Annotated in this window: 11 protein-coding genes and 1 pseudogene; 9 read left to right on the forward strand and 3 right to left on the reverse strand. The window is 42.5% G+C overall.

Annotation, left to right across the window (positions count from 1 at the left end):
• Window positions 1-133: 133 nt before the first annotated feature.
• From QZ323_RS03575 to QZ323_RS03585, 3 genes are read left to right on the forward strand one after another with little or no spacing between them, the layout of a single operon-like run.
• Window positions 134-334, forward strand: a complete 201-nt coding sequence (locus QZ323_RS03575) for a helix-turn-helix transcriptional regulator (protein ID WP_294632845.1) — start codon at window positions 134-136, stop codon at window positions 332-334.
• A gap of 14 nt (window positions 335-348) precedes the next feature.
• Window positions 349-684, forward strand: coding sequence for a HipA N-terminal domain-containing protein (locus tag QZ323_RS03580; protein WP_294632846.1), 336 nt, complete (start codon window positions 349-351; stop codon window positions 682-684).
• Complete coding sequence (locus tag QZ323_RS03585) at window positions 671-1675, forward strand: HipA domain-containing protein (protein WP_294632847.1); 1005 nt, start codon at window positions 671-673, stop codon at window positions 1673-1675. Before QZ323_RS03580 ends, QZ323_RS03585 begins: the two co-directional genes overlap by 14 nt.
• Before the next feature lie 35 nt (window positions 1676-1710).
• Here the strand turns inward: QZ323_RS03585 and QZ323_RS03590 are convergent.
• Window positions 1711-1938: pseudogene (locus QZ323_RS03590) on the reverse strand (IS982 family transposase); the annotation flags it as partial.
• Window positions 1939-2453: 515 nt separating this feature from the next.
• Here QZ323_RS03590 and QZ323_RS03595 point away from each other — a divergent pair.
• From QZ323_RS03595 to QZ323_RS03605, 3 genes are read left to right on the forward strand one after another with little or no spacing between them, the layout of a single operon-like run.
• Complete coding sequence (locus QZ323_RS03595; protein WP_294632849.1) at window positions 2454-5360, forward strand: TonB-dependent receptor; 2907 nt, start codon at window positions 2454-2456, stop codon at window positions 5358-5360.
• A gap of 24 nt (window positions 5361-5384) precedes the next feature.
• Complete coding sequence (locus tag QZ323_RS03600; RefSeq protein ID WP_294632850.1) at window positions 5385-6914, forward strand: RagB/SusD family nutrient uptake outer membrane protein; 1530 nt, start codon at window positions 5385-5387, stop codon at window positions 6912-6914.
• Window positions 6915-6946: 32 nt separating this feature from the next.
• Window positions 6947-7759: a hypothetical protein gene (locus QZ323_RS03605; protein ID WP_294632851.1), complete on the forward strand. Its 813-nt coding sequence runs from the start codon at window positions 6947-6949 to the stop codon at window positions 7757-7759.
• Between the two features lie 83 nt (window positions 7760-7842).
• Here QZ323_RS03605 and QZ323_RS03610 read toward each other — a convergent pair whose 3' ends face one another.
• On the reverse strand, window positions 7843-9096 hold the full coding sequence (locus QZ323_RS03610) for an ATP-binding protein (protein ID WP_294632852.1): 1254 nt from the start codon (window positions 9094-9096) through the stop codon (window positions 7843-7845).
• A gap of 194 nt (window positions 9097-9290) precedes the next feature.
• Entirely contained in the window at window positions 9291-10514 is a 1224-nt protein-coding gene (locus QZ323_RS03615) for an ATP-binding protein (protein WP_294632854.1), read from the reverse strand.
• Window positions 10515-10848: 334 nt separating this feature from the next.
• Between QZ323_RS03615 and QZ323_RS03620 the strand changes: the two genes are divergently transcribed.
• The 3 genes from QZ323_RS03620 to QZ323_RS03630 all read left to right on the forward strand — a co-directional run bounded on the left by QZ323_RS03620 (window position 10849) and on the right by QZ323_RS03630 (window position 14896).
• Window positions 10849-11961, forward strand: a complete 1113-nt coding sequence (locus tag QZ323_RS03620; RefSeq protein ID WP_294632856.1) for a hypothetical protein — start codon at window positions 10849-10851, stop codon at window positions 11959-11961.
• Window positions 11951-12217 (forward strand): hypothetical protein, encoded by a 267-nt coding sequence (locus QZ323_RS03625; RefSeq protein WP_294632859.1) that lies wholly within the window; start codon window positions 11951-11953, stop codon window positions 12215-12217. The genes QZ323_RS03620 and QZ323_RS03625 overlap by 11 nt, the downstream gene beginning before the upstream one ends.
• Before the next feature lie 126 nt (window positions 12218-12343).
• Window positions 12344-14896: a thiol protease/hemagglutinin PrtT gene (locus QZ323_RS03630; RefSeq protein ID WP_294632862.1), complete on the forward strand. Its 2553-nt coding sequence runs from the start codon at window positions 12344-12346 to the stop codon at window positions 14894-14896.
• The last annotated feature ends 336 nt before the right edge of the window (window positions 14897-15232 follow it).

Consider the following 15232-nt stretch of genomic DNA (forward strand, 5'->3'; position numbering starts at 1 on the left):
ACATACTTAGCCATGTATGTCAACATACCCCAAATATGGGTATTAAGACTATCAAAGTTTATTTTATTAGACTTTTTCTTGCTGCAATCTATAAATTACCGTATTTTTGCGAAAAAGTTTATTTTATCAGACTATGAAGTTGAAAGAAGTCATGAAGTTACGACGTGAAATATTGAATTTGTCCCAGCAAGACCTCGCAGAGATGGCAGGTGTCAGTTTATCTACGGTTAAGGATATTGAGCGTGGTAGGGGAAATCCTTCATTGTCCACTGTTGGTAAGATCCTCGAAGTACTGGGAATTGAGATAGAATACAAAATACGTCAAACTATATAGTCATATAACTAAGAATGAGGCAGCTGAACGTCTATGTAAATAACAACAAGGCAGGAGTACTAACGGAACAATATCTAGGGAAAGGCTATACCTTCCGCTATGATGACGCCTATCTCGCATCTGAGTATCCTGCCATATCTGTTACGTTACCCAAACAAAAAGAAGTGTATGAGTCAGAATATCTTTTTCCCCTGTTCACAAATATGTTGCCCGAGGGAGCTAATCGCAAGATAATCTGCCGTTCATTGCGAATAGATGAGAACGATTTTTTTGGTATGCTCACTGCTATGGCCGACAAGGATTTTATTGGTGCCGTACAAATAAGAAAGAAGACAGATGACAGAGATTAACCGTTGTCCTTCCACCTTAATGGAAGGTTTTGCCACATATAGCCCTAAAGGGAGCAAAAAGCTATTTAGCGGTCAAAAAGTGAATCCTATTTTAGAATTCAATATAGATGAATTTAGGAATACTTCTGATATTCTAGATGCCATTCATCGCATATCCGTTTCAGGCGTTCAGGAGAAATTTCCGGCTATCATAGATCAAGGACGGATCAGAATTTCTTTAAACGAAGAACGTTCTACCTATATTCTAAAACCTGCTCCATGGGACAAGACATTGCAGAACCGTAAACAGATACCTGCCAACGAACACATAACCATGCAAATCGCATCTCAAGTATATGGTATACAAACGGCAGCCAACGGTTTATGTTTCACCTCCAACGGTCAGCCTGTGTATATCACCAAGCGGTTTGATATACTTACCGATGGGACAAAGGCACCTATGGAAGATTTTGCAACAATTGTTGGGCGGAATGAGCAAATTGACGGAATCCAATTCAAATATAGCGGATGCTATGAAGATATTGCCATTGCTATTCGCAAAAATGTTGCAGCGTGGAAGGTTGATATGGAGCGTTTTTTTGAATTAGTACTCTTCAATTACATTTATGCCAACGGTGACGCCCATTTGAAGAACTTCTCTCTCATTCTGCAAGAATCAGACTATCGCTTGGCACCAGCTTATGACCTACTCAACACCGGTCTACATGTCAACAGTGATGATTTTGGACTTGATGGTGGTTTGTCATTCAATATTGAGAAAAGTGACATAATGGCAAAGACAGGCCATCCATGTCGTCTTGACTTTGAAAGATTTGGTAAACAAATAGGTATCGTAGAAACTCGTCTAAAAAGGATTTTAGGCAAATATATGCAAATACCAGATGAAACACTGAGACTAATCGACCATAGTTTTTTAAACGACAAAATGAAACGCACATACATCAGAATCATCAATGAAAGAATCAGCCGTTTTATCCGAATCTCCGAATAATCTCCCCTAAAGAGAAACAGGACATACTCTGATTTGATAAGATTGGGAATTTCAATCTTATATTTCTGTAACTTTGCAAACAACAATGACTCACTGTCAATACCAACAGCTTCTGATGTCATATTTGATGCCACTATTTCAATGTCTGAGAATCTAGGAACTACTCCTCTTCTTGGCACATTCTTTAATTCATTGACTAAATTTCCGGCCACTTACTTGCATATGCTCAGGATTTTTGCGAATATTGTATATAGGTTGTACATACGATATTTGTCTATTAAAAGTTTGTTCACCTTTAATTTAGTAAATATCAATAATGTGAACAACTTTTTTTATACATAAATCTTTTATCAATTTAATTCCGCCAACAGGTAATATCTATAAAAATACGGAAATTATGGTATAGGTGCATATATCACTATCCATATAATTATTTATAAATAATTATCAACAATATTTGCGTGGCTATTTTCTAACTTGAAGTCCTGAAATCCCAAATAGAATTATGTATATAACAGTTATAAATCCTGAATAATTAAGTGTGTTTTAGTTCTAAAAGAACATCGCAGAGTTCCAAAATCAGAGATTGTTCACCAACAACTTATTCATTATCAGCGTATAACCATTCATTACGGTATAAAACGGGTATCACGGAAAAGAGAATCCCCCTTGCCAGACAGCCTTCTGACGCATAGTTGGTGAAGATATATTAAGTTCCAAACAAAATATAAGTATCTGATTGATAGTCTTATAAAAAAGGTATAGTTCCGCGAAGACTTTGCAGATATCTTATATAGGTATGCAGACGCAGGAAGTGGCTATCAAACCGCATGTAAAAGTGCTGATGAAGTCTGATTCTGAGATGCTTGACGAAGTGATGGTGGTTGCTTACGGTACGGCAAAGAAATCTTCATTTACGGGTTCGGCATCAACTGTGAGAGGTGAAAAGATTGCCAAAATGCAAACCTCTAACGTTTCAAAGTCATTGGAAGGTGCTGTGGCTGGCGTACAGATCTCACAAAGTAGTGGTCAACCGGGAGCCTCTGCTTCCATCTTTGTCCGTGGTATCGGTTCTATCTCTGCAAGCCGTACGGCACTGATTGTAGTGGACGGTGTACCCTATGAAGGAAATCTGAACCAAATTGCCCCGAGTGACATTGAGTCCATGACCGTACTGAAAGATGCCGCTGCCAACTCTTTATATGGTGCACGCGGTGCTAATGGTGTGGTGCTGATTACAACCAAAAAGGGTCAAAGCGGAAAAGTAAAAGTGGTGTTCGAGAACCGTACCGGTGTCAATACACGCGGTGTACCCAGCTACGATGTGCTCGACAACCCACAAGAATACTACGAACTCTTTTGGGAAGCCATGCGTAACAACGCACTTTCCACAGGTATGTCCTATCTGGAAGCTGGACGATACGCTTCCAACGACTTGGTTAGTGAACTTGGAGGATATAACAACTACAACGTACCCGATGCAGAACTCGTTGATCCTATTAGCGGAAGACTGAATCCCAATGCCCGCCTATTGTATCATGACGACTGGCTGAAAGAGGCTTTCCGTCCGGCAATGCGTCAAGAAAACAGCATTGCATTAAGTGGTGGAACAGACAAAACCAACTATTATGCTTCGTTGAACTACTTGTATGACAATTCTTATACGGTCAACTCCAACATGGACCGTATCAATGCTCGTGTAAAAATTGACCAAACCGTAAACGATTGGTTCAAGACGGGATTCAACATTGCTTTCAGTAACGTAAAGACCAACTCGCCTAATGTAGGTGGTTCATCCTATTCGTCCATTTTCTTTTTCGGTCAACAGATTGCGCCTATCTATCCGGTATATATGTACGACCGTGAAGGCAACAAAATACTAGATGACAAAGGGAATCCACGTTATGACTATGGTACAGAGATGGGTAAGCGTCCGGTAGGTGCCAATGTACACCCCATCGACCAACAGTTGAACAACATCTATAAAAGTTCAGCTGACGTTATCAACGCCAAAGCTTACATGGAATTTAGTTTCCTGAAAGATTTCAAATTCACAGTTAATGCAAGTATCGACAATTTCAATACTCGTACCAATAGTTTCCAGACTCCTATCGGTGGTGATGCCTTGAATGTAAACGGACGAGGTATTACGAAAATGGAACGTTACTTTGTGCTCAACACCAATCAGTTGTTAAATTGGAGCCATACATATAACAATGTGCACAATGTTGAAGTATTACTGGGTCACGAAACTAAAAAAGACCGCAGTGAGAGTTTGTGGGCACAAAAGGAAAACTTCCTGGTGCCGGATAACCCAGAACTGGACAATGCTGCCAAACTTTCTGATGCAAGTTCCTCCGCTGCTGAATATGCACTGGAAGGTATGTTTGCCCAAGTGAAATATAACTATAATGAGAAATATTATATATCCGGAAGTTACCGCCGCGATGCTTCCTCACGCTTCCACCCAGACAATCGTTGGGGTAGTTTCTGGTCGGTAGGTGCTTCATGGCGTATAAATAAGGAAAACTTCATGAGTAATACTACTTGGATTAATGACCTGAAAATAAAAGCCAGCTACGGTACACAAGGTAATGACAACATTGGTAATAACCAACCTTACAAAGACCAATACCAAGTAGTGAGCAATGACGGTGCCATTGGTATCAACTATATATTCCGTGGAAACAAGAACATCACATGGGAAAAGAGTAACAACTTCAACGCTGGCGTAGAGTTCAGGTTTTGGGATAAGTTGAGCGGTAATATCGAATACTTCCGCAAAACCACTTGGGACTTATTGTATTACAAACCTCTTCCTCCTTCACAAGGTGTTCCCTCGGGTATCTACGAAAACACGATGCGTATGCGCAATGATGGTATCGAAGTTGAATTGAGCTACGATGTGTTCAACAGTAACAACTTCAAGTGGAATATTTCGCTGAATGCCACCCACTACAAGAACCAATTGCTGGAACTCCCTGCCGATCGTCCACAGGATGGTTGGGCCACCGGTAACTATTTCCGCAAAGTGGGCAAACCATTGTATAACTACTACGACTACAAATTTGCAGGAGTAGATCCGGAAACCGGAGATGCCTTGTATTGGGCAGACGAATTGGACGAGAACAAGAAGGTTATCGGACAAAAGACCGTAAACTCAACAAGTTTGGCAACACGTTATGAATTGGACAAATCGCCCATTCCCGATTTGTACGGCGGTTTCTCCACCAGCTTTGAGTTCTTTGGCGTGGACTTGGCTGCAAACTTCGCTTATCAGATTGGCGGTTGGGTATACGACAGCCTTTACAGCGGTTTTATGAGCGAAGGTAAAAATGGTACAAACTGGCACAAAGACATCCTGAACCGTTGGACACCGGAAAACAGATACACAGATGTTCCGCGCCTGCAATTGGGTAATATGGACCAAGGTTGTACAGCCGACCGTGACTTGACGAAAGCTTCCTACCTAAGTTTACGTAACTTGACTGTAGGATACTCACTGCCTAAGCGTTGGCTAAGCAAAGCCAAAATCGAGAAATTACGTTTGTATGTAGTAGGTGACAATATGTTCTTGCTCTCCAAACGCAAAGGCTTTGACCCGCGTCAGTCCATCACAGGTGAGACCGATTACAATTATTCTGCCATGCGTACCGTTTCATTCGGTATTAATTTAGAATTTTAATCACTGCATAAACTTATAATGTATATGAAAATAACAAAGATATTATTTCTTTCCGCCATAACAGGGCTGACACTTGCCGGTTGCGGTGACGGCTTCTTTGATGTGGAAAACGCAGGAATTGCCAGCAAAGAGGAAATTGACGAAATTGGAAACTCCAGTCCCGATGCGCTTATTAGAGTGGTAGAGCCTTTAATGTTGGGATTGAACAACTATACTTGCCAGTATAACACCCAAAGCAGTAGCAGCACAGTGCATAACGACTTTGGATTGATGTCCATCTACCACTTGAGCGATGTGATGAACGATGACCTTGCCTTCGACCAACGAGGCAGCGGTTGGTTCACTTACGACTATCAATTAGACTACTGGAGTGCCCAATACGTACGTCCGTTCTTCTACTGGAACTTCTTCTACTCCATCATTGCAAAAGCCAATGACATCATCTCGAAGATCAGCACAGAAGTTACAGATGAGGATTTGAAAGCATACCGTGGCGAAGCATTGGTGTATCGTGGTTTTGCGCATGCTTATTTGGCACAGATGTACCAGCAGACATACATCGGCAATGAAGATGCTCCCGGTGTGCCCATCGTATTGACACCGGACGAAGCAGAAGACGCCGTTGCCGGTCGTGCTCCGTTGCGCCAAGTATATGCACAAGTAGAGAAGGACTTCAAAGCCGGTATGGAACTGCTTGCTGGCTGGAAACGTCCCAACAAGACGATGATTGACGAGCAGGTGGCAGCCGGACTCTATTCACGCGTTTGCTTGGTAACCAATAATTGGGACGATGCCATTACGTACGCTCGCAAGGCTCGTGCCGGTTACTCGGTTTACACTCCTAACGAGCTGCTAGCAGACAATGCCTTCAACAATATTGGTGCCAAAGAGTGGATGTGGGGTGCCGACATCACAGCCGAAACCAGTACAAAATTTGCTTCCTTCTTCTCATTCGTATGTTCATACGATGCCGGTTACGGTGGTGAATCTGGTCAGTACCGCAAAATAGATGCACGCCTATACAATTCCATGAGTGCAAGCGATGTCAGAAAACTTCTGTTCAAGCATTCAAGTACGGGTGTGGACTATACGAAACAAGAAGCCGCTTTCCCTGAATACACAAACTTAAAATTCAAAAAGGTTGCCAACTGGGAAGCAGACTATGTGTACATGCGCGTTTCTGAAATGATTCTGAATGAAGCCGAAGCTTTGGCACACAAAGGCGACCTCACAGGTGCAGCAACGGTTCTGAAAGAACTGATGGAACAAAGAGACCCATCGTGGAAACTATTGCAGGTAGATGTAGACGGTGTTTATCAACAACGCCGCTTGGAATTGTGGGGTGAAGGATTCTCATTGTTCGACCACCTGCGTCTGAAGAAAGGCATCGACCGCAATTACGAAGGAACCAACCACCTGGCAGGTTCATGCTACACCATTGATGCCGGAAGCTGGTACTTCTTATACCAACTGCCTTTGCGTGAATTGGACAACAGCGACGCTATCGGTCCCGACGACCAAAATCCCGCACCTACAGAGAGTAAATTCAAATAAATACATCGAAACACTTAATTAATATAAGAGAAATGAAGAATATACGCATATTTGCATGCCTGGCATGCGCACTCATGATTTCTTCTTGTGGCACAGACGACACACTTGAAGATACCAGAGTAGCCGATGTGGAAGCTCCTGCCGTGTCACTGAATAACGTGACGGTAGAGAAGTATGATGCCACGTTCGACATCTCCCTGACCTCAGCCGGCAACCCTGCCGTCAGAGAATATGGAGTAATGGTTAGCGAACAAGCACAGCCCACGATAGATAATTCAGTAGTCTTCACCACTGATAAGAGTGAAGCATCCGGTAAGATTAGAAACACGTTCTCACCGGGAACTACTTATTATGCGTGTGCCTATGCACTGACAGCAAACAAACTTGTAACTTCTGAGGTTAAGAGTTTTACTACCGAATCGCATCCGTTAGGTGCTTTCATCGGAAAGAAAACATTAAGCGGATACAATCTGCACGAAAACATGGAAAATACCTCAATCAGCGTGACGCTCACTCCTGATGAAGAGGACGAAACCATACTTTACATGACCGGACTCAAGTCGAACGCCGGTGTGGCATTAGACTTGGGAAAAGTGAAATTGGTATTCGACTTGGAAGCAGGAACAGTAACTATTCCGCAAGGACAAGTGGTTGATGAAAAGAATTATGGTGCCTATATGTACATTGACATGGATGTAGAAACGGCTGATCCTATACTCCAACAGAACATTGTAGGAGTGATTGAGGACGGAGTAATCTATTTCGATGCATTGGGAGCAATCATCGTACAAGGAGGAAATGCAGGTCTGTACCATTGGGCATTCCTCTATCCGGAAATAAAATAAAAATGTAAGCAAAGAAGGGATACTTGATTATCATTTTCCCATAAAATGAGGGTGTGTCACTTTTGACATACCCTCATAATTTATTAATGACCTTTTTTCAACCATTTCCAAGCCGGAAGAATATGTACAATGCCATATTTACAGTCAATTTCCTCTTCATGTGTATTGGTAATGATAAACCCTTCCGACAAGTGGTAAGTATTCATCGCATCTTGAATGCCACGAAGTTCCCTTTCACGCGTATCAATATTATCCATTAAATAACATACTTGGACAGCCATTGTCACCCGGAAACCATCACGAACCACAAAATCACATTCCGCATCTCCCGAATTGTGATAAAAAATTTCTCCACCACGACGACGCAGTTCTATATAAACCAAGTTTTCCAACAACCTTCCTTCTTCACTGGAAAAGTGAAAGCCTAACCGAACAACTAAAGCATTGTCTATAGCATATATTTTTTTAGGATTACGAAGTTGTGCCTTTACAGAATAGTCTAACTTAGATAAAGTAAACAATAAATAAGTATTCTCTATAAACTCCAGATAGTTTTTTACGGTCGTTGGATTTTTCACACCAATAACTTTAGCCAGTGAAGTATAGGATAAGGGTTTTCCGATATTACTGATAGTATAATACACCAACTCTTTCACTTCACGTTCATTAACTATCTGATTACGCACCATGACATCTTTATATAAAATATTGTCATATAGAGTTTTCAAAACAACACCATCTTCTGATTTCAAAAAGAGTGGGAAACCTCCTTGTCTCAAATAGCGGTTGAAAGCCGATTGTATTTCTCCCCGCGCCACCGTACCTGAAATGTCTCCTGATAAATGTTGTAGTCCACAGAAATCCAAATATTCAGAAAAAGAAAAAGGAAAAAGTTCGATAGCAATGTAACACCCAGTCAGATAAGTACCTAACTCTTTACTCAACATGCGAGCATTGGATCCAGTTATGAAAACTTTTTTTCCTGAGTTGTACAGTCGTTTGACAAAATGCTCCCATCCAACTATATTTTGTATTTCATCAAAGAAAAAATAATCCTCTTCTCCATAAAGTTCAATAAAGACTTCATATAACTGTTGAAAGTGCTCCACTGTAAAATTTCCCAAGCGATCATCATCAAAATTGAAAAAATAATCTCGTTGAGGAAGACATTCACGTATTTGTTGCAACAATACAGATTTGCCACATCTACGTACACCGGAAATGATTATTATCTCATCGTTTTTCAGATACTTTTCCGGAAACTTACGGAGAATCGTTCTTCTGTTTACCAAAAAGTTCTTTTGGTCAATAATAATATCTTTCAATAGTTGCTTCATAGAATTTCTTCATTAAAAAGTAAGGCAAATATAGCGTTTCTCTATTTGAAATAGAAAAATATGCCATATTATTTCTATTTCAAATAGAGATAATTCAATATAATATCATCTATCTATAAACATATTTCTTATCCTCTACCAACGCAAATCTTGTATTTCTTCAGCTATCAAAGTTTATTTCATTCAGACCTGTTTCAGCGTATATTCTCTTTGTCCTCTGCCAACAAGAAATCGCGCATGGAGATTTGTTTGATTCCCTGATAATTTCCACCACTTTGCATTTCATCCATCGTAACCAGATACTTGGGATAATTGTCTGGTATTTCCAGCAGATTGCCAAACTCACGCTGGACAGTGGCCTCATCTGAAAGCATATAGGCAACCTGTATATAAATGCGGTGATTATCCCTTGAAGCGATAAAGTCAATTTCTTTATTACCGTTTTTTCCGACATGCACTTCATAACCATATCTCAGCAAATCTATGCATACGGCATTCTCTATCAATTTATTAATATCCTTTCTGAAATCGAAATGGCGTATGGCATTGTGCAGTCCTAAATCTTCAAAATAATATTTCTCGCCTATTTCGAAGATTTTCATCCCTTGAACGTCTGCACGTTGTATCTTATAAACAAAATAACTATTGCATAATGCCCTCAGGTAGTTCAATATCGTTTGTGTAGGAATGTTTATCTGTTGAGACTTCAGATACTTGCTGATGTTCTGTGCAGAGAAAAGAGAGCCTGTATTATCAACCAAATATGCAACCAAGTTTTCCAGGAAAGACACATTACGAATTGATTCACGCGCAACAACGTCTTTTAATAAGATTGTGGAATAAACGTTACGGAGGTATTCGAATATGACATTTGCATCCATAACCAAGTTATGAAGATAGGGCATTCCACCAAATGTAAGGTATCTTTTGAGACTCTCCAAAGAATCCTGCAACCCATTGAACATTAAGAATTCTGCATATTCAAGTGAATGAACCTGAAATTCAATGTATCGTCCGGCCAGATGCGTAGCAAGTTCACTGGATAGAATTTTGGCATTACTTCCGGTGCAATAAATATCGCAGACGTTTTCATTCAGCAAACTGCGCAGACATAATTGGAAATTCTCTATTTCTTGTACTTCGTCCACAAAAAGGTAATTATGCATATGCCCCTTTACTGCATTCTTTGTGTATAGATAGAGATCCATATAATTCTTAATATCAACAAAAGCAAGTTGCTCTTTATCAACAAAAATTATATTTGCCTTCGGATTGCTTTCCTTTATTATATCCGCCATTTGCAAGAGAATATAGCTTTTGCCTATTCTACGTTGACCGGTTATCACTTTTATAATGTCTTTGTCAACGAATGGTTCAATTCTCTTAGTATATAAAGGACGGGGAATATAGCTTTTCATATTCAATTGTATTTTAATCTATGCACAAAGATAGGAAAAGTTTCAATCATAATTGAATCTTTTTCCATGTATTATATTTCTGTTCATCGTAACAGAATGTGCTATTTTAAATATTTACAACATTGAAGATGCTTGAACTACTAAAAAAGCGGATAATTCTTTTTAGGTGAATTCACTTATTGAAAAGTTACAAATCTTGAGTAAAAGAATACCATTCAGTTCAAAAAGAACGCTACGGGAGTTTAACAAACAACAGTCTTTATCAGAAATACGCTATTTATCAGCCACTAACAGTCCAATTACGGTATAAAACGGGTATCACGGAAAAGAGAACGTGTTTACTGTTCCTTCTAAAGTAAGTTTTGACGATGGTAGGGTAGATACTGTCATGGTTGTGTCTTATCAGAATTTGGTGCGTGGCACGAAGTATGCCATTACTCTCTCCTTTGCCGATGGCACACCTTATGGACGTTCCGAAGTTACTTTCAATGTACTTTATCCGGAACCCATGCTCGAAGAGTGGGAAGTGATCTCTGAAGAGGCCGCATTGGTAGACAATCTGTTCTCTATGTATGAAGTGTCTGACTATTACATTTATGATATCACGGTAGAAAAAGAAAAGACTACGAACAAGTATCGTTTCAAGAGTCCCTACAATCAAGCGTATGCCAATAATGTATTGGGTATAACTTTCCCTGCCGATTTCGAGTTCCCGTACATTGTACTGGATGGTGAGACCTACAAGAATGAAGCTCCCGACAAATACTACATTGCTTCTACAGCATTGGGATTCAAGATGACGGCCGGTGCAGGTCCCTCTTTTGATGCAGAATGGAATACTTTCGGTTCTGTAGCCGGTAACCTTAAGACCGGTGATGGTCCTATTCCTCCCACTTCTGCGCAATATCCGTTAGGCGAGTATGACAAGAGCGTCAAGAAGTTCGACTTTCTTGATCCTACGCTGATGTCTCCCGACTACGACCGTGACTACACTTGGGCACCATTGGAAGATGCTACAGGCTATTTCACTTCTGAAATTGCAGGTGAAAGTTGGATGCAAGATGTAGAACAAGCTGAGGAAGACCCGACTTTCTTCCGTTTCACTTCGCTTTATGCCAAGGATGTACACATCTATTTCAACTACGATGCTGAAAAGGGCACACTGACCATGCCTTCTCTGCAACCCACCGGTATGACTACTTTCGGTAACACCGTCTATGTAGAAGCTGTTCCGGGTGAATCGACAGTAGACAAGGATAATAAGTTCACGTTTGCATTTTCATTCTACCTTGCAGACAAAGATGGCAAGAAGATTGTCGAACTGATGCAGGCTACCGAAACATTCTTGTGGGGTCGTGGTCCGCTTGACCAATTACAGAAAGGAAAGAAGATAGATGATTACGTGGGCACATGGGCTGTTCCTGTGACCGATGGCGATGGGCTATGACGCTGAAACCGGTTTCTGGAACTGGCTGGAATGGACACCTGTAGCACCGGCAACGGGTGCTTCATTCGGTTCATTGAGCAAGGTAAGCTTCTCTGCCGGCTCCAAGACGCTTGAACAGGGAGTTGCTCCTAAACGTACATATAAGAAGGATTTGGCAGATGAAAGCCAATCCGGTACAGCCGCTCAAGAAGGCTCTGAAAGCAAACAACGCTGCTCAGGGATTCTCTGTAGTTCGCTGACGTATCGTATAAATTGAATAAAAGAGAGGGGGTATGCTATTATTTTTAATAGATAATTAGCATATTCTCTCTCTTTTTTTATTATTTTTGACCACAGAATAGGGAAAGTGGAAACTCAAGAACTCAAAAAACTTATAATGCTTATGAAGAAAATACTACTTCTGTTTCTGGTGCTGTTTTATACAGTCTCCACATGGGCTGCCCGTCGTACTGCCGAGGAGGCATTCGACATAGCATGCTCGTTCTTTGCCCGTAATGCCGCGACGCGCTCTGCCGATGAAGTCAAACTGGTTGCGGTATCAGGTGAGTTGCTCAATGCAGGAGGCGTCACACGTACTGCTCCCGGTGAGTCTTCTTTCTATATATATAATAAAGGTGTAGATGCCTATGTGATTGTTTCGGGCGACGACCGCATGAAGCCCGTGTTAGGATATTCGGACAACGGGGCTTTTGTCGTTGCAGGCATACCCTCGAACATACAGGCATGGCTGGCGGAATACGATGCCCAGTATGCGTCGCTGAACGAGGGCGGGCAGAGGCGGAAGGAACCGTTCTTGATGACGCGTGCCGCAACCCTCCCGGAGAGCGTGGCTCCTTTGCTGAAAGATATCAGCTGGAATCAGGACGAACCCTATAACAATGCCTGCCCGCAGATGGGGACGGGGCGCGCCATGACCGGATGCGTTGCCACGGCAATGGCGATGGTGATGAAGTATCATAACTATCCGGAAAAGGGAATAGGTACTCATACCTACAAGGCTGCAGACGGAAAAGAATATTCCTTTGATTTCGAAAATGCTACTTTCGACTGGCAGAACATGCTGCCGCAGTACATCCAAGGAAACTACACTACCGTGCAGGCTTCCGCCGTTGCGAAACTGATGTATGCCTGCGGTGTGTCGGTGGACATGGGTTATGGCGCGAATGCTTCCGGTGCCTATTCCTATCGGGTGGGACAGGCGTTGATAGACTACTTCGGCTATGACGAAGGCATCGGCTATGTCTGTCGGGATTATTTCACGTCGAAAGAGTGGATGAACATGATCAAGACGGAACTGAGTGAAGGAAGGCCCGTATTCTATAACGGTGCGTCCAAAGACGTGGGACATGCTTTTGTCTTCGACGGCTATGACGCGCAAGAGATGGTGCACGTGAACTGGGGATGGGGAGGAGCCAACAACGGTTATTTCGAAGTCGCTACGCTTAATCCGGATACTCCGGGCATTGGTGGTGGTACCAACTTAGGAGGTGGATTCACCATGCAGCAAGGAATGGTTATCGGTGTGCAGCCCCCTACAGCTTCGCCTCTCTATACGTCGCATTTCTTTCTGACAGAGGTGACGTCAGACAAGAACAACTTTGCTAAAGGCGAAGCGTTCAATCTGTCCGTTGCCGGAATATACAACATGACTACGAAGTTCAAAGGCGGAAGTTTAGGCGTGATTGCCGAAAAGGATGGCAAGCAGACGGTGTTGTGGAATGTGGCACTTGAAGATGTAAACACAAACTATGGATACAGGTCATTCTCTTGTAATGGTATAACCGTTCCTGCCGCTTTGGCCGACGGTACCTACGCGCTGTACCTGGCTACTAAGGACAATCGCGAGAGCGCATGGAGCCGTGTGCGTGGAGGCTATGGCGCAGAGGCGCAGTTCATGCTGGCAGTTACAGGCAACAACTGTGTGCTGAACCCCTTTGCGGGCGCTTTAGACGTGGAGAACGACTTGGACGGAACAGTGAAAGTGTTGCATAATCTATACAAAGGTCATAAGGGAGACTTCCTGATGACACTCTCCAACTCAAATGTTTCCAATGAGTTCTACGGCTTGGCTGGTGTGCTGTTCCTGAAGAAGGGTACCGACGCGCAATTGCAGTTCGTAGGCTTGGCGGGCTATACCCAACTGACGCTGAATCCCAATACGGTCGGCAAGGAGTTTGCCATTTCCGGCGACTTGACCACCAACCTACAGGAAACGGAGACCGATATTGCGGCAGGCGATTACTTCATCTGTGCTGGAGTACAGTGGGGAAACTATATATTTGCCTTGGGCGAAGAACTGGTTCCGGTCACTGTGAAGCAGGCTTTCGGCAGTCCGGATCTGAATGTTATGGATATAGCTTTGGAGAAGGACAAGATTGAAGTAGGAGAGAAGTTGAAACTGACGGCTAAACTGTCGTTGAAGGGAACGGGTGTCGTGTACGACAAGACACTGATGGCAGCCATCTTCCCGGCAGCGGGAGGCAGCACGAGCAATCTGCACTACGCCAATGTGTTTGTAGAGAAAGGGGAGGCGCAGGACTTCGAAATGCAGATAGACCCGCAAGTAGGTGTGGGCAACTATTTCATCTGCCTGTACAAGCCCACTCTGCTGGGGCAATATGACGGGAGTAATCCTTTGTGTCGCATTAATTTCTCCGTAAGTCCGTACACGTCCATCGAGGAAGAACGTGCAGGGCAGGCCGGAGTGAAAATCTATCAACATCCGTCCGAAGAGGTTCTGCGAGTTTGCACGGATAGCGAGGTGTACATGATATCGCTCTATAACCTGGCGGGACAGCAAGTGATATGTAATCAAGTGTCCGAAAGCTGCAGAGAATATTCCGTTCCGGTAAACGGACTGTCATCAGGCTGTTATATCGTAGTCGTACGGTTGGCGGATGGAACTGTTCATCGGAGCAAATTTATAAAACGATGAAACGGGTGTAGTAGCCACATACTATGGACGGTAGCTATTCGGCTACGATGTGGCGAAATACCGGTTCCTGGTACTTCTGTTTTCCTCTCACGAGACGGATAAATTCCTCTCGTGAGACAAAAAAAATCGTCTCATGGGATGAAAAAAAGCATCTCGTGAGACGATTTTTTTCGTCTCGTGAGAGGAATAGGAAGGACTTCTTGACCGGACAACGGCAGGAAGTATGAGTTATTGTGTTTCTATTTATATTTTTTAAGATGCTGACACATCTATTTGTTATCAGAATATAACTATTTTTGCGCCTCGAATGAGACGGGACGTAAACGAATGGGTTTG

This window comes from uncultured Bacteroides sp. (assembly GCF_910585845.1).
GTDB lineage: Bacteria > Bacteroidota > Bacteroidia > Bacteroidales > Bacteroidaceae > Bacteroides.